This is a genomic window from Rahnella sp. AN3-3W3 (assembly GCF_003263545.1).
GTDB lineage: Bacteria > Pseudomonadota > Gammaproteobacteria > Enterobacterales > Enterobacteriaceae > Rahnella > Rahnella variigena.
This window is the reverse complement of the sequence record NZ_JYDG01000004.1, coordinates 172467-188160: the sequence shown is the minus strand read 5'-3', so window position 1 is coordinate 188160 and position 15694 is coordinate 172467. Positions and strand designations below refer to the sequence as shown.

Sequence of the window (15694 nt, the reverse complement as noted above, 5' to 3'; positions counted from 1 at the left end):
CTTTATGGGGTCAGTCCAAATGCAGGGCTTTATCATCTCAGGCATAACTGTTATGCAACGACAGCATCAACGTGCGCAGCCTGTTTTTTCGGCTCGCCGACAGGCAGAACCGTACGGCCATACTGTTCATTCAGTACTTCAGCCATCGCCAGATAAATCGCGCTGGCACCGCAGAAAATACCTTCAAAGCCCGCAAAATGCAGAACTGCGGTGTTGCCGGTCATATTTCCGTAGCACAGCAGGGCGAACAAAATTGTCAGGCTGCCGAAAACAACCTGAATGCCACGGTTCGCTTTCAGGGTGCCAAAGAACATGAATAAAGTGAAAACACCCCACACACCGAGATATGCGCCCAGGAAACTTTCGCTGCTGGCGTCAGCCAGGCCCATGCGTGGCAGCATCAGGATGCCAACCAGGCTCAGCCAGAAGGCACCATATGAAGTGAACGCGGTCGTGCCGAACGTGTTCCCTTTTTTAAATTCCATCATCCCGGCGAGGATCTGAATCAGTCCGCCATAAAAAATGCCCATGCTCACAATCACTGCGGTGAGAGGGAAAAAGCCTGCATTGTGTAAATTCAATAAGATAGTGGTCATACCAAATCCCATCAGCCCGAGCGGGCCTGGATTTGCTAAGGGTTTACTGTGCATAGATCCTCTGTATCGGAATTATTATTAATTGATAATCGGGGGAAGAACGCTTGGAAATGGGTAAAAAAGCCACATATCTTTGGAAGCGCGCGGCATCATAAGGAGGGTTGCGTCAGCAAACATTGATCTGGCGTAACAGCAATTGAAGATTTTTTTTCACTTTGCCCCTTGATGCTGAGCAGCATGGCCCCATCTTATTCCCAACCGCAGTTGTTACCGTCGGGAAATCCGTTAAATGGGGCTGTTGAAATCGTAAAGATCGGCCACATATACAGTAGCAACCTGAACGAATATGAATTTAAGTGGAGACGTTTTAGATGGGTAAAATTATTGGGATCGACCTGGGCACCACCAACTCTTGTGTAGCTATCATGGATGGCACGACTGCTCGTGTACTGGAGAATGCTGAAGGCGACCGCACCACTCCTTCCATCATCGCTTATGCGGCAGATGGCGAGACTCTGGTAGGTTCTCCGGCTAAACGTCAGGCTGTGACTAACCCGCAGAACACCTTGTTTGCGATCAAGCGCCTGATTGGCCGTCGCTTCCAGGACGAAGAAGTTCAACGCGACAAAGGCATTATGCCTTACCAGATCGTAGGCGCTGACAATGGCGACGCCTGGATCGACGTTAAAGGTCAGAAAATTGCACCTCCGCAGATCTCTGCAGAAGTGTTGAAGAAAATGAAGAAAACTGCTGAAGATTATCTGGGCGAACCAGTGACTGAAGCGGTTATCACCGTACCTGCTTACTTCAACGATGCTCAGCGTCAGGCAACTAAAGACGCCGGCCGTATCGCAGGTCTGGAAGTTAAACGTATCATCAACGAACCAACCGCAGCGGCACTGGCTTATGGCCTGGATCGTGAAATCGGTAACCGCACTATCGCGGTATACGATCTCGGTGGTGGTACTTTCGATATCTCTATTATCGAAATCGACGAAGTTGACGGCGAAAAAACTTTCGAAGTTCTGGCAACCAACGGTGATACTCACCTCGGTGGTGAAGACTTCGACAGCCGCATGATCAACTACCTCGTTGAAGAATTTAAGAAAGAGCAAGGCATGGATCTGCGTAACGATCCACTGGCGATGCAACGTCTGAAAGAAGCTGCTGAAAAAGCGAAGATCGAACTGTCTTCAGCTCAGCAAACTGACGTGAACCTGCCGTACATCACTGCTGATGCGTCAGGTCCAAAACACATGAACATCAAAGTGACCCGTGCAAAATTGGAATCTTTGGTAGAAGACCTGGTTAACCGTTCTATCGAACCACTGAAAGTGGCTCTGAAAGACGCAGGTCTGTCAGTTTCTGACATTCAGGACGTTATCCTGGTGGGTGGTCAGACCCGTATGCCAATGGTTCAGAAGAAAGTTGCTGAATTCTTTGGTAAAGAACCACGTAAAGACGTGAACCCGGACGAAGCTGTGGCAATCGGTGCAGCAGTTCAGGGCGGTGTGTTGGCAGGTGACGTGAAAGACGTTCTGCTGCTGGACGTGACTCCGTTGTCTCTGGGTATCGAAACCATGGGCAGCGTGATGACTCCGCTGATCACTAAAAACACCACCATCCCGACTAAACACAGCCAGGTGTTCTCTACTGCGGAAGACAACCAGTCTGCAGTAACCATCCATGTGTTGCAGGGTGAACGCAAACGTGCAAGTGATAACAAATCTCTGGGTCAATTCAACCTGGATGGTATTCAGGCAGCGCCTCGCGGTCAGGCACAGATCGAAGTGACCTTCGACCTTGACGCCGATGGTATTCTGCATGTGTCTGCGAAAGACAAGATTACCAACCGTGAGCAGAAGATCACCATTAAGGCATCTTCTGGTCTGAGTGAAGAAGAAATCCAGAAAATGGTCAACGATGCTGAAGCCAATGCTGAATCTGACCGTAAGTTTGAAGAACTGGTTCAGACCCGCAACCAGGCGGATCACCTGATCCACGGTACCCGTAAGCAACTGGAAGACGCCGGCGACAAACTGCCAGCTGAAGACAAAACCGCAGTAGAAGAAGCCCTGAAAGCACTGGAAGTTTCGGCTAAAGGTGAAGACAAGGCTGATATCGAAGCGAAAATCCAGGCGTTGGTACAGGTTTCCGGCAAACTGATGGAAATGGCTCAGCAGCAAGGCCAGGCTGAAGGCGGCGATAACAGCGCGCAGAAAGATGACGACGTTGTTGACGCTGAATTCGAAGAAGTTAAAGACAAAAAATAATCGCCCTTAAGCGGGCACAGTAAGAAGTTTTACTGATAACCAGCACGGGCGTCGAGGAAACTCTACGCCCGTGCACGCATGTTGAGGGTAGGTTAAAGCATGGCGAAGCAAGATTATTACGAGATTTTAGGCGTATCCAAAACAGCGGATGAGCGTGAAATCAAAAAGGCTTATAAGCGCCTGGCAATGAAACATCACCCTGACCGCAATCAGGGCGATAAAGAGTCTGAAAGTAAGTTTAAAGAAATTAAAGAAGCTTATGAAATCCTGACCGATGCGCAAAAACGTGCGGCCTACGACCAGTACGGTCATGCAGCCTTTGAACAAGGTGGCATGGGCGGTGGCGGCGGTTACGGCGGCGGCGGTGCAGATTTCAGCGACATCTTTGGTGACGTCTTTGGCGACATCTTTGGCGGCGGTCGCCGTCAGCGTGCCAGCCGGGGTTCTGATCTGCGTTACAACATGGATCTGACTCTGGAAGAGGCCGTTCGTGGTGTCACCAAAGAAATCCGCATCCCGACACTGGATGAATGCGACGTCTGCCACGGCAGCGGCGCGAAAGCGGGCAGCTCTCCGGCCACCTGTCCGACCTGTCATGGTGCTGGCCAGGTTCAGATGCGTCAGGGCTTCTTCACAGTCCAGCAGGCGTGTCCGACCTGTCAGGGCCGCGGTAAAGTGATTAAAGATCCGTGCAACAAATGTCACGGTCATGGCCGCGTAGAACGTTCTAAAACTCTGTCAGTGAAAATTCCTGCGGGGGTCGATACCGGCGACCGTATTCGTCTGGAAGGTGAAGGCGAAGCGGGCGAGCACGGTGCTCCGTCAGGCGATCTGTACGTTCAGGTTCAGGTTAAAGCGCACAAAATCTTTGAGCGTGAAGGCAATAACCTGTACTGCGAAGTGCCAATCAACTTTGCCATGGCTGCACTGGGTGGCGAAATTGAAGTGCCAACGCTGGATGGCCGCGTGAGTCTGAAGATCCCTGCCGAAACGCAAACGGGCAAAATGTTCCGTATGCGCGGACGTGGTGTGAAATCTGTCCGTGGTGGTGCTCAGGGCGACCTGATGTGCCGTGTGGTCGTTGAAACGCCGGTCAGCCTGAGCGAGAAGCAGAAGCAATTGCTGCGTGATCTGGAAGAAAGCTTTGGTGGCGTATCGGGTGAAAAAAACAGCCCGCGTTCTAAAAGTTTCCTGGATGGCGTGAAAAAGTTCTTTGATGATCTGACCCGCTAATCTGTCGCTGACTTCAGCGGCTGAAAGCCAGATAAAATCCCCGGTAGCGGTTTACGCTCCGGGGATTTTTTTATGGGTTTTATAAAGAAAATGCAAAGTCGCACAGCTCGTAAAAACCGAGCTATACTCCAGAAATAATCGACTTTTTACGAAGTGATTCAGTGCGTACAATTCGCGCATTCCATTGTGGCAATCCTTTTATCGCCACGCCTTTTTACAGGAGAGTCAGAATGTCGAATATCATTCGTCAGTTTTTACGCTTAGAGGCAGCAGGCGGCATCGTACTGATCCTTGCCGCTATCGTGGCGCTTATTATGGCGAATACCCCATTGCAGGGGGCGTATCAGGCGTTTCTGGATATTCCGGTTACGCTGCGTTTTTCTGAATTGCTGATCGACAAACCGCTTTTGCTGTGGATTAACGACGGGCTGATGGCAGTATTTTTCCTGATGATTGGCCTGGAAGTGAAGCGTGAACTGTGTGAAGGCGCGCTGGCAAATCGCGAACAGGCTCTGTTCCCGGCGATTGCCGCACTGGGTGGCATGATCGTTCCGGCTCTGATCTACTTACTGTTTAACGGCGGTGACGACATTGCTCGTCAGGGGTGGGCTATTCCGGCAGCCACGGACATTGCCTTTGCGCTGGGTGTGATGGCACTGCTGGGGTCCCGCGTGCCAACTGGCCTGAAAGTGTTCCTGCTGGCACTGGCCATTATCGATGATTTGGGTGCGATCGTTATCATTGCGTTGTTCTACAGCCATGATGTCTCAATGATTGCGCTTGGGTTATCTGCGGCGTGTATCGCGGTTCTGGCCTGGCTGAACTGGCGTGGTATCACCAAGCTAACGCCGTATCTGCTCATTGGCGCCGTGTTCTGGGTGTGCGTACTAAAATCAGGTATTCACGCGACGCTGGCGGGTGTGATCCTCGGATTTCTTATCCCGCTCAGAACCAAAGAGAATAAAACCTCACCGGCGCGTCGCCTGGAGCATGGAATTCATCCTTACGTTGCCTGGTTTATTCTGCCTGTTTTTGCTTTCGCCAATGCCGGTATCTCGTTGCATGGCGTGACGGCTGCCGGTGCGTTTTCAATGTTGCCGATAGGTATCATGGCGGGGCTGTTGCTGGGTAAACCGTTAGGCATCATTCTTTTCGGCGGTCTGGCTCTGAAACTGGGCATCACCCGTCTGCCATCCGGCATTACGTTTAGCCAGATTGCAGCGGTGTCCGTGCTGTGCGGAATTGGCTTCACCATGTCCATTTTTATCGGCTCACTGGCATTTGCTTCACTTGATCCGGCGCTGCTGACTTACGCAAAAATGGGCATTCTGATGGGATCAGTGGCTTCAGCAGTTATAGGTTTCCTGATGCTGAGCCGCGCTTTGCCGAAAAAAGCGCATCATTAAACTCTGTGCTGTGCGGGAAACCGCGCAGCATGATGCTGACTTCATACTTCAGAAAGGATGAAACCATGCCTCATATTAACTACAACCATTTGTATTATTTCTGGCACGTGTGTAAATCAGGTTCTGTCGTGGGAGCCGCAGAGGCACTGTATCTGACGCCGCAGACCATCACCGGCCAGATTAAATCACTGGAAGAAAGACTGGATGGCAAGTTGTTCAAACGTCAGGGGCGCGGTCTGGTACCTTCTGAGCTGGGGCAACTGGTATATCGCTATGCGGACAAAATGTTCACGCTTAGTCAGGAAATGCTGGATATCGTGAATTACCGTAAAGAGTCGAGCCTGCTGTTTGATGTGGGTGTGGCGGATGCGCTATCCAAACGCCTGGTCAGCCGGGTGCTGGAAGCGGCCGTGCCGGACAATGCGAAAATTCATCTGCGCTGCTTTGAATCAACGCACGAAATGCTGCTTGAGCAGCTGAGTCTGCACAAGCTGGATATGATTTTGTCAGATTGCCCCGTGGACTCCACGCAGCAGGAAGGATTGTTCTCCGTTAAGCTGGGTGAAAGCCCGATCAGCTTCTTTTGCTGCCAGCCGATGTCGGAAATGAGTTTTCCAGCCTGTCTCGAGCAGCGGCCTTTGCTAATTCCCGGTCGGCGATCCATGCTGGGGCGCAAGCTGCTTAACTGGTTTAACACGAAGGGACTTAACGTCAATATTCTGGGTGAGTTTGATGATGCGGCGCTGATGAAAGCTTTCGGAATGAACAATAATGCGATTTTTGTCGCACCGGCTATCTATTCTTCGACAGAATTTCAGGATGAAAAAATTGAAGAGGTCGGGCGGCTGGAGGGGATTATGGAGGAGTACTACGTGATTTTTGCGGAGCGTATGATTCAGCATCCTTCGGTACAGCGGGTTTGTCACACCGATTTCACGGCGCTGTTTGTGTAGCTTCTCGCGTGTGACTCAAATTTCAGATATAAAAAAACCGGCGTGAGCCGGTTTTTTTATCAAGCATTTCAGCGTAATGCGATTATTGCATTGCGTTGATTTGCGCAGTCAGATTTGACTTATGACGCGCTGCTTTATTTTTGTGGATCAGGCCTTTGCAAGACTGACGGTCCACGATTGGTTGCATTTCGTTAAATGCGTTTTGTGCAGCAGCTTTGTCGCCTGCTGCAATAGCCGCGTATACCTTCTTGATAAAGGTACGCATCATAGAACGACGGCTCGCGTTGTGCTTACGGCGTTTTTCTGACTGTACGGCGCGTTTCTTAGCTGATTTGATATTAGCCAAGGCCAACTCCCAAATATTTTTCTATTGATGAACAATTCAAAGGCCGAGGAATATGCCTTTTCGGTCTTCTTTTGTCAACGGATTTGTGCAAATAAGCGGCGTTTTAAAGAGTAAACTTCGATCGTCGCTTGTTACGTTGTGATGGCGCAGGATTTTAACAGCTTCCGGCATCGGAATACAGTCTTTCGCGAGAAAAATCGACAGGAGAGTGTACAAACTGCCCACTACGGCCATTAACGCTTTGTTTATGCGAAAAGTCACGCATTCCCTGTATGCAACGAAAGATTTTCATCGCCACGCCGCCATTTGAACCGCAATATCTGCCGTATGCAAGAGAGAATGGTGAGATCCTGCTAATCGCTGGTTAACCTTGGAGGCTGTACAAGGTATAATCCGCCGATTTCCATCTTTATGAGTCAGCATTGGATTTGAGCCAGCTATGGAGCTAATTCGCGGAATACACAATATTCGAGCACGTCATCATGGATGTGTGCTGACTATTGGCAATTTTGATGGTGTACACCGTGGCCACCAGGCCCTGATTGAACAGCTGAAGCTGGAAGGTCAACGTCTGGGGTTACCGGTGATGGTAATGATTTTTGAGCCGCAGCCTCTGGAGCTGTTTGCTGGTGATAAAGCACCTGCACGACTGACCAGTTTGCGCGACAAAGCCAAGTATCTGGCAGAGTGCGGCGTTGATTATCTTTTATGTGTGCGTTTCGAACCCCGATTCGCTGCCCACATGGCGCAGGCCTTTATCTCGCAACTGCTGGTCGAAAAGTTGGGCGTTAAATTCCTGACTGTCGGGGATGATTTCCGTTTTGGTGCCAGTCGTCTGGGAGATTTTGAGCTATTGCAGAAAGCCGGGGAAGAATACGGCTTTGAAGTGATCAGCACGCAAACTTTCCGTGAAGGGGAGAACCGCATCAGCAGTACGGCTATCCGTAATGCGCTGCGGGATGACGATTTAGCCCTGGCCGAAAACTTACTCGGCCATCCGTTCAGTATCTCAGGGCGTGTTGTTCACGGCGATAAGCTGGGACGTACCATTGGTTTCCCGACCGCCAACGTCCCGCTCAAGCGAGTCGTTTCACCGGTACGCGGCGTGTATGCCGTTGAAGTCTTAGGCCTCGGGCCTGAACCTTTGCCGGGCGTGGCGAACATAGGAATACGTCCGACAGTCGGTGGTGTGCGCAAGCAGTTGGAAGTGCACCTTCTCGACACCACATTAGATTTATACGGGCGCCACATTGACGTGGTGCTCCGCGCGAAATTGCGCAACGAACAGCGTTTCTCCTCGCTTGATGCTTTAAAGCAACAGATTGCGAACGATGAAGTGACGGCCCGGGAATTCTTTGGGTTAAAGACACTGCGCTAAACATGTACTGACAGGCGTGTAACAAAGCCTGGAATCCAGCCGAAAACGGAACCGAGAATCTATGAGTGACTACAAGAACACCCTGAATTTGCCGGAAACAGGGTTCCCGATGCGTGGCGATCTGGCCAAGCGTGAACCTGACATGCTGAAAAATTGGTATGACCAGGATTTGTACGGGATTATTCGTGCTGCCAAGAAAGGCAAGAAAACCTTTATTTTGCATGACGGCCCTCCGTATGCGAACGGCAGCATTCATATTGGTCACTCAGTAAACAAAATTCTTAAAGACATGATCGTTAAGTCCAAAGGACTGGCGGGCTTTGATGCGCCGTATGTTCCGGGCTGGGACTGTCATGGTCTGCCAATCGAGCTGAAAGTCGAGCAACTGATCGGCAAGCCGGGCGAGAAAGTCACTGCGGCAGAATTCCGTGAAGCGTGCCGTAAATACGCAGCAGAGCAGGTTGAAGGCCAGAAGAAAGACTTCATCCGTCTGGGCGTATTGGGCGACTGGGATCACCCGTACCTGACCATGGACTTCAAAACTGAAGCCAACATTATTCGTGCGCTGGGTAAAATCATCGGTAACGGCCACCTGCACAAAGGGGCTAAGCCGGTTCACTGGTGTACAGATTGCGGTTCATCCCTGGCAGAAGCAGAAGTTGAGTATTACGACAAAGCGTCTCCTTCTATTGATGTGGCGTTCAACGCGACTGACGCTGCCGCCGTGGCTGCGAAGTTTGGCGTATCTGATTTTAACGGCCCGATCTCACTGGTTATCTGGACCACCACGCCGTGGACCATGCCTGCTAACCGTGCGATTTCACTGAACCCTGAGTTTTCTTATCAGCTGGTTCAGGTTGAAGGCCAGTGCCTGATCCTGGCAACCGATCTGGTTGAAAGCGTCATGAAACGCGCCGGTATCACAGAATGGACCATCCTGGGCGAGTGTAAAGGTGCGGATCTCGAGCTGCTGCGCTTCAAACACCCGTTCCTTGGTTTCGACGTTCCGGCGATCATGGGTGACCACGTAACGCTCGATGCCGGTACCGGTGCCGTGCATACCGCACCAGGCCACGGTCCGGATGACTTTGTCATCGGCCAGAAATACGGTCTGGAAGTGGCCAACCCAGTAGGGCCGAACGGCTGCTACCTGCCAGGCACTTACCCGACGCTGGACGGTAAATTCGTCTTTAAAGCCAACGACCTGATCGTTGAACTGCTGCGCGAAAAAGGCGCATTGCTGCACGTTGAGAAAATCACGCACAGCTACCCGTGCTGCTGGCGTCACAAAACGCCGATCATCTTCCGTGCTACGCCACAATGGTTCATCAGTATGGATCAGAAAGGTCTGCGTCAGCAGTCTCTGGAAGAGATCAAAGGCGTGCAGTGGATCCCGGACTGGGGTCAGGCGCGTATCGAAAACATGGTCGCTAACCGTCCTGACTGGTGTATCTCCCGTCAGCGCACGTGGGGCGTGCCGATGTCTCTGTTCGTTCACAAAGACACCGAGCAACTGCATCCGCGCAGCATTGAGCTGATGGAAGAAGTCGCTAAACGTGTTGAAGTGGATGGCATTCAGGCGTGGTGGGATCTGAATCCGGAAGACATTCTGGGTGCGGACGCTGCCGATTACGTCAAAGTGCCGGATACGCTGGACGTGTGGTTTGACTCCGGTTCAACACATTCTTCCGTTGTGGATGTGCGCCCTGAATTTAACGGTCATTCGCCGGATCTGTATCTGGAAGGTTCTGACCAGCATCGTGGCTGGTTCATGTCTTCCCTGATGATTTCGACTGCCATGAAAGGCAAAGCGCCTTACAAACAAGTTCTGACGCACGGTTTCACCGTGGATGGTCAGGGCCGCAAAATGTCTAAATCCATCGGCAACACCATCGCGCCGCAAGACGTGATGAATAAGCTGGGTGGCGACATTCTGCGTCTGTGGGTGGCATCAACGGATTACACCGGCGAAATCGCTGTGTCCGACGAAATCCTCAAACGTGCTGCGGATTCTTATCGCCGCATCCGTAACACCGCGCGCTTCCTGCTGGCGAACCTTAACGGTTTCGATCCGGCGCTGCACAGCGTGGCTCCGGAAGACATGGTTGTTCTGGATCGCTGGGCTGTTGGCCGTGCGAAAGCCGCTCAGGAAGAAATCATTGCCGCGTATGAAGCCTATGATTTCCACGGTGTGGTTCAGCGCCTGATGCAGTTCTGCTCGATCGAAATGGGTTCCTTCTATCTGGATATCATTAAAGATCGCCAGTACACCGCTAAAAGCGACAGCGTTGCACGTCGCAGCTGCCAGACCGCGCTTTACTATATCAGCGAAGCACTGGTCCGCTGGATGGCGCCAATCATGTCGTTCACCGCAGATGAAATCTGGGCTGAACTGCCGGGCAGCCGTGAGAAATTTGTCTTTACCGAAGAATGGTATGACGGTTTGTTCGGTCTCGCGGGCAACGAATCCATGAACGATGCGTTCTGGGATGAGCTGCTGAAAGTCCGTGGCGAAGTGAATAAAGTGATTGAACAGGCGCGTGCTGATAAACGTCTGGGCGGTTCTCTGGAAGCGGCGGTCACGCTGTTTGCTGATGATGCACTGGCAGCCGACCTGCGTTCTCTGGGCAACGAACTGCGCTTCGTGCTGCTGACTTCAGGTGCGAAAGTTGCCGCGCTGTCTGAAGCAGACGATGCCGCTGTGCCAAGTGAATTGCTCAAAGGCCTGAAAATCGGTCTGGCGAAAGCGGAAGGCGACAAATGTCCGCGCTGCTGGCATTACACTACTGACGTCGGCCAGAACGCGGAACATAGCGATATCTGCGGCCGTTGTGTCACTAACATCGCTGGCGACGGCGAAGAGCGTAAGTTTGCATAATGAGTAAATCGATTTGTTCCACCGGACTCCGCTGGCTCTGGCTGGCGGTCGTGGTCATTATCGTGGATCTGGGCAGTAAGTTTCTCATTATGGGAAACTTCCAGCTCGGCGAATCCATGCCTTTGATCCCGTATTTAAATCTGTTCTACGCCCAGAACCATGGTGCAGCGTTCAGTTTCCTGGCAGATAAAGGCGGCTGGCAGCGTTGGTTCTTCGCGTTAATCGCACTGGTTATCGTCGTGGCGCTGGTCGTGCTGATGTATCGCGGCAGCGCGAAGCAGAAGCTGAATAACATTGCCTTCGCTATGATTATCGGTGGCGCACTCGGTAACTTGTTTGACCGCCTGTACCACGGTTTCGTGGTCGACTTTATCGATTTTTATGTCGGTAGCTGGCATTTCGCGACCTTCAATCTGGCCGACAGTTTTATCTGCGTCGGTGCAGCAATGGTGGTGCTGGAAGGTTTTCTGGCTAAACCGAATGAAGCCACGAAGAGCAAAGGATAAGAATTATGTCTCAACAGGTGAAACACGACAGCGCCGTGCTGGTGCATTTTACGTTGAAGCTGGAAGACGGCTCGACGGCAGAATCGACCCGCGCTAATGGGAAACCTGCGCTGTTTCGCCTTGGCGACAGCAGCTTGTCTGACGCGCTGGAAAATCAGCTGCTAGGGCTGAACGTGGGGGATAAACGTGCATTCACGTTAGCCCCTGAATCGGCATTCGGGACTAAAAGCCCGGATCTGGTTCAGTTCTTCTCCCGTCGTGATTTTCAGGAAACAGGGGTGCCGGATGTCGGCACCATCATGTTGTTCAGCGGCCGCGATGGCAGTGAAATGCCGGGCGTTGTCCGTGAAGTGACCGAAGATTCCATCACTGTAGATTTCAACCATCCGCTGGCAGGGCAACATATCGATTTCGATATTGAAGTTCTGGAAATTGACCCGGAGCTTGAGGGGAAACATGCAGATATTGCTGGCTAACCCTAGAGGGTTTTGCGCGGGTGTTGACCGCGCAATCAGTATCGTTGAACGTGCGCTGGAAATTTACGGCGCGCCTATTTATGTGCGTCATGAAGTGGTTCACAACCGCTATGTGGTCGACAGCCTGCGTCAGCGCGGAGCGGTTTTCATTGAGCAAATCAGCGAAGTGCCGGATGGCTCAATTCTGATCTTCTCCGCCCACGGCGTTTCTCAGGCTGTGCGCGCAGAAGCGAAAGCCCGTGACCTGACGATGCTGTTTGATGCGACATGTCCGCTGGTAACCAAAGTACATATGGAAGTCGCGCGCGCCAGTCGTAAAGGCACCGAAGCCATTTTGATTGGTCATGCCGGTCACCCGGAAGTGGAAGGCACGATGGGCCAGTACAGCAACCCGAACGGGGGCATGTATCTGGTTGAAGCGCCGGAGGATGTGTATAAATTGCAGGTGAAAGATGAAAACAACCTGTGCTTTATGACGCAAACCACGCTATCGGTTGACGATACTTCAGCGATCATTGATGCGCTGCGAGATCGTTTCCCGAACATTGTCGGGCCGCGCAAAGATGATATCTGTTACGCCACCACTAACCGTCAGGAAGCCGTGCGTACGCTGGCGGATGGCGCAGATGTTGTGCTGGTGGTTGGCTCGAAAAACTCATCAAACTCCAACCGTCTGGCGGAACTCGCCCAGCGTGTCGGTGTGCCTTCTTATCTCATCGACTCGGCGGCTGATATTCAGGAAAGCTGGCTGAAAGATGCAAAAAGCATTGGCGTAACGGCAGGCGCATCTGCACCGGATATTCTGGTGCAGGACGTGATCAGTAAGCTGAAAACCTTTGGTGGCCTCGATGTGATTAACATCGAAGGACGCGAAGAAAATATCGTGTTCGAAGTGCCGAAAGAGCTGCGCGTAGATGTAAAACAGATCGACTGACATCAGGCTTTAAAATGAAAAACCGGCTCACTGTGGCCGGTTTTTTTATCGCTGAAACCCGAAGGCAATTAAGGTTTTTCGAGTTTAAACAAATTTTGCGGCGCACCCACCGTGGTGGTTTCTACATGCAGTAACGCACCTTCCAGCGCATGCGGCGCATCGAGGTTTTTACGGGCTGAGGTGATAAACAGCTCAGTCATATCCGGACCACCAAACGTGCAGCAACTCGGTTGTGTCACCGGCACCGGTTGCGTATCAAGCTTCAGTAATTCACCCTGATTAATCTGCTGACGCAGCAGGCATTTCGATCCCCAGCATGCGGTGATCAGCCAGCCATTTTGTGTCAGTGCTGAACCATCCGGGATTTTATCGCCTGAAGAGAAGCAGGATATTTTCAGCGGATTGATCCGGCGGGCGTTGGCGGAAAAGAAGCGTTTTTTCTTGCTGTCCGCGAACCAGACTTTACCTTCATGCCAGACCAGCGTGTTGGTACAACCGACACCATCGAGCATCATTTCAGGTTTTTCTGCCCCTGCTTCATAGCGGAACCATTCGCCGTTGTCCTTCTCTTCCTTAATATCGAGCGTACCGAACCACAGCGAACCGTCGGGGGCGACAGCGGCTTCGTTCGGCCGCGTGCCTTCGGCACCGGGATAATCGCAAAGCTTCTGGCGGGATTTTTGCTCGTAATCGTAGAGGTGGATCCCGTCGACGGAAACCAGCAAAAATTGATTTCTCTTTTCGGTCAGCAACACGGCGCTGGTGACGGCGGGAAGCTCATGGATTTCAGTTTGCCCGGTATCGGGCCAGTAGCGCAGAACGCGCTGAGCCAGAATATCGACCCATAGCAAAGATTGTGTGCGCTGGCACCAGACGGGAGTTTCACCCAATTCGGCTCGATAGTCGCCAATGGCAGTTATGTCGGACCGGAATAATGCTGACATCGCAAAGCTCTCCTGCAGGTTACAAAGTGGATATAGCGACAACTGTCTCTATGAGTCTAGTCTGGCTTTGCTTCTGCGGGATAGGTGAAATGATGTAAAAAGAAAGGGCCAGCCAGTCAATAAGACGTAAAGCCGGCCCTTAGGGTTCAATCGTTAAGGCTTAGAAGTCGTAACGCAGACGGATCAGGTTCATATCACCGAGGTTATCGGTAGAGGACGTGAACACGTGCTCGTAATCAACACGGAAGCCGTAATCAAGCTGGAAGGACACGCCCAGCCCGTTATCAATACGCTGGTAATTACGGCCAGTCACATAGGTCAGACGGTCACCCATGAAGTATGGCTGAATGGTTTTAACTGCCAGCTGATTGATTGGGAAAGCGTAACCCAGGAAGTATTCCAGACCGTAAGCGTCGCCCGCGAAGAAGCTGTCTTCAGTTTTCACGCCAGTGGTCAGGAAGTCATGGTAGTAACCGCCGCCGAAGGACGCTGTCCAGTTGCCTGGTTTCCAGCTCAGTGCGGTACCGACAATGCTCTGGTTGTAGTCTTTAGAGGTGTTATCGCCAGGGTTTCTCATTTCTGCGTCGGTGTAGTTGTACGCCGTACCCCAGGTCAGATCTTTGGTGATGTGATAATCCACACCGACGGAACCACCGCCGTTACGTTTGTAACGCAGGCCATTTTTGCCGGTCAGCAACTCGTTGTCTTCGAACAGGTAAGAGGCATACACATCGGCGTCGCCGAAGGTATTCTTGTATTTCAGCATCTTACGGGAACGATAAGAACCGTCGTAGTCGCCGTTCACACCATTACCCGGCGCCTGGGCGAGCATGTCGTAATCCCAGATATCGGTTTTCGCACCGACCACATCGTAGTAAACGCTGTTTTGCTGACCGAAAGTCAGCTGCCCGTAGGTTTTGCTTTTCAGACCGGTATAAAGCATACGGCGGCTGGTGTTATGCGCGCCATCTGCGTGGTGATTGTCCCAGCCCGTCAGGGCCGGGATATTGACACCCAGTTCGTAGTAGTTAATCCAGCTGATATCATCAAACAGATAATAATCAGTGGAGAAACGGAAACGTGTACCGCCATCAAAACCGTTAGTTTTGTAGTTTTTCACGCCATTCTGGAACTGGAACTGCGGACGAATACTCCCGCCAACCTGGAATTGCAGGCGGCTCAGCGGATCGTTCGGCTGCGGGTCTTGTTTAATCAGGGTGATTTCTGCGTGTGAAGCGAAAGAGGCTAAGCCGAAGAGCAGGCCAGCAGTAGTCGCCTGGGCGACTTTGTTTAGTTTGAATTTCATCTTGAGTCCCTGTGCCAACATGCTGATTAGAAAAATCAGCAACAATATTGGCCCTGTATTTTTATTTTTCCCCTCACTGATGACTGTCTGGTGAGGGTGAAGACGCGCCTTATGATGCCAGGCTACTCATTTTTACTGCGGTTAAATCAAATTTCCGCAGTTAAAATTAGGTTGCTATTTATTACCACAATCATTGGTTTTATCAATATTATTTGTGTAGATATAATAAAAATTTAATGTTTCAGATCTAAGAAATGCTGCGTTTGATGCATTATTTGTCATTACGGCAGCAGGAACAAAAGTGCGCAGATATCGCCGACATGTTCGCTTTATTCCTGAATAACATATTGTCAGACGGTGCTTTGAAGGACGGTGGTAAAATCACGAGAGTGAGTGATAAGGTGACTGAGGTGTTTAAATGGCGGAGTTTATGCAGGTTATTGCATGATTATGCGAATGGCGTTT

13 protein-coding genes are annotated in these 15694 nt (G+C 51.4%); 9 read left to right on the top strand and 4 right to left on the bottom strand.

The genetic code is table 11. The features are described 5' to 3' along the window. Positions 1-50: 50 nt before the first annotated feature. A complete protein-coding gene (satP, locus tag UC15_RS02745; protein WP_112287002.1) occupies positions 51-650 on the bottom strand; it encodes an acetate uptake transporter in 600 nt (199 codons plus the stop codon). 317 nt (positions 651-967) lie between these two features. Between satP and dnaK the strand changes: the two genes are divergently transcribed. The 4 genes from dnaK to nhaR all read left to right on the top strand — a co-directional run bounded on the left by dnaK (position 968) and on the right by nhaR (position 6461). After that, complete coding sequence (gene dnaK, locus UC15_RS02740) at positions 968-2869, top strand: molecular chaperone DnaK (protein WP_112287001.1); 1902 nt, start codon at positions 968-970, stop codon at positions 2867-2869. Positions 2870-2968: 99 nt separating this feature from the next. Further along, positions 2969-4102: a molecular chaperone DnaJ gene (gene dnaJ / locus UC15_RS02735; RefSeq protein ID WP_112287000.1), complete on the top strand. Its 1134-nt coding sequence runs from the start codon at positions 2969-2971 to the stop codon at positions 4100-4102. A 230-nt stretch (positions 4103-4332) separates the two neighbouring features. After that, complete coding sequence (gene nhaA, locus UC15_RS02730) at positions 4333-5508, top strand: Na+/H+ antiporter NhaA (protein ID WP_112286999.1); 1176 nt, start codon at positions 4333-4335, stop codon at positions 5506-5508. A 65-nt stretch (positions 5509-5573) separates the two neighbouring features. After that, a complete protein-coding gene (gene nhaR, locus UC15_RS02725) occupies positions 5574-6461 on the top strand; it encodes a transcriptional activator NhaR (RefSeq protein WP_112286998.1) in 888 nt (295 codons plus the stop codon). Positions 6462-6543: 82 nt separating this feature from the next. Here nhaR and rpsT read toward each other — a convergent pair whose 3' ends face one another. Continuing rightward, positions 6544-6807: a 30S ribosomal protein S20 gene (gene rpsT / locus UC15_RS02720; protein ID WP_013577064.1), complete on the bottom strand. Its 264-nt coding sequence runs from the start codon at positions 6805-6807 to the stop codon at positions 6544-6546. Positions 6808-7246: 439 nt separating this feature from the next. Between rpsT and ribF the strand changes: the two genes are divergently transcribed. The 5 genes from ribF to ispH all read left to right on the top strand — a co-directional run bounded on the left by ribF (position 7247) and on the right by ispH (position 12979). Beyond that, positions 7247-8185, top strand: coding sequence for a bifunctional riboflavin kinase/FAD synthetase (ribF, locus tag UC15_RS02710; protein WP_013577063.1), 939 nt, complete (start codon positions 7247-7249; stop codon positions 8183-8185). Between the two features lie 61 nt (positions 8186-8246). Beyond that, the gene (gene ileS / locus UC15_RS02705) at positions 8247-11063 is read left to right on the top strand and encodes an isoleucine--tRNA ligase (protein ID WP_112286996.1); all 2817 of its coding nucleotides are present in this window, start codon (positions 8247-8249) and stop codon (positions 11061-11063) included. Then, positions 11063-11569 carry a signal peptidase II gene (gene lspA / locus UC15_RS02700; protein WP_112286995.1) on the top strand — a complete coding sequence of 169 codons (507 nt, stop codon included), beginning with the start codon at positions 11063-11065 and terminating at the stop codon, positions 11567-11569. Before ileS ends, lspA begins: the two co-directional genes overlap by 1 nt. Positions 11570-11574: 5 nt before the next feature. Continuing rightward, complete coding sequence (fkpB, locus tag UC15_RS02695; RefSeq protein ID WP_112286994.1) at positions 11575-12045, top strand: FKBP-type peptidyl-prolyl cis-trans isomerase; 471 nt, start codon at positions 11575-11577, stop codon at positions 12043-12045. After that, complete coding sequence (ispH, locus tag UC15_RS02690) at positions 12026-12979, top strand: 4-hydroxy-3-methylbut-2-enyl diphosphate reductase (protein WP_112286993.1); 954 nt, start codon at positions 12026-12028, stop codon at positions 12977-12979. Before fkpB ends, ispH begins: the two co-directional genes overlap by 20 nt. Before the next feature lie 68 nt (positions 12980-13047). On the opposite strand, the gene UC15_RS02685 is transcribed toward ispH, so the two are convergent. Then, a complete protein-coding gene (locus UC15_RS02685; RefSeq protein ID WP_112286992.1) occupies positions 13048-13923 on the bottom strand; it encodes an SMP-30/gluconolactonase/LRE family protein in 876 nt (291 codons plus the stop codon). Between the two features lie 160 nt (positions 13924-14083). Then, positions 14084-15229, bottom strand: coding sequence for a porin (locus UC15_RS02680; RefSeq protein ID WP_112286991.1), 1146 nt, complete (start codon positions 15227-15229; stop codon positions 14084-14086). Between the last annotated feature and the right edge of the window lie 465 nt (positions 15230-15694).

What these genes read in the sequence shown, in the direction of transcription:
- satP (WP_112287002.1), bottom strand. Translation starts at nt 650, where the DNA reads ATGCACAGTAAACCCTTAGCAAATCCAGGCCCGCTCGGGCTGATGGGA.
- dnaK (WP_112287001.1), top strand. Translation starts at nt 968, where the DNA reads ATGGGTAAAATTATTGGGATCGACCTGGGCACCACCAACTCTTGTGTA.
- dnaJ (WP_112287000.1), top strand. Translation starts at nt 2,969, where the DNA reads ATGGCGAAGCAAGATTATTACGAGATTTTAGGCGTATCCAAAACAGCG.
- nhaA (WP_112286999.1), top strand. Translation starts at nt 4,333, where the DNA reads ATGTCGAATATCATTCGTCAGTTTTTACGCTTAGAGGCAGCAGGCGGC.
- nhaR (WP_112286998.1), top strand. Translation starts at nt 5,574, where the DNA reads ATGCCTCATATTAACTACAACCATTTGTATTATTTCTGGCACGTGTGT.
- ribF (WP_013577063.1), top strand. Translation starts at nt 7,247, where the DNA reads ATGGAGCTAATTCGCGGAATACACAATATTCGAGCACGTCATCATGGA.
- ileS (WP_112286996.1), top strand. Translation starts at nt 8,247, where the DNA reads ATGAGTGACTACAAGAACACCCTGAATTTGCCGGAAACAGGGTTCCCG.
- lspA (WP_112286995.1), top strand. Translation starts at nt 11,063, where the DNA reads ATGAGTAAATCGATTTGTTCCACCGGACTCCGCTGGCTCTGGCTGGCG.
- fkpB (WP_112286994.1), top strand. Translation starts at nt 11,575, where the DNA reads ATGTCTCAACAGGTGAAACACGACAGCGCCGTGCTGGTGCATTTTACG.
- ispH (WP_112286993.1), top strand. Translation starts at nt 12,026, where the DNA reads ATGCAGATATTGCTGGCTAACCCTAGAGGGTTTTGCGCGGGTGTTGAC.
- UC15_RS02685 (WP_112286992.1), bottom strand. Translation starts at nt 13,923, where the DNA reads ATGTCAGCATTATTCCGGTCCGACATAACTGCCATTGGCGACTATCGA.
- UC15_RS02680 (WP_112286991.1), bottom strand. Translation starts at nt 15,229, where the DNA reads ATGAAATTCAAACTAAACAAAGTCGCCCAGGCGACTACTGCTGGCCTG.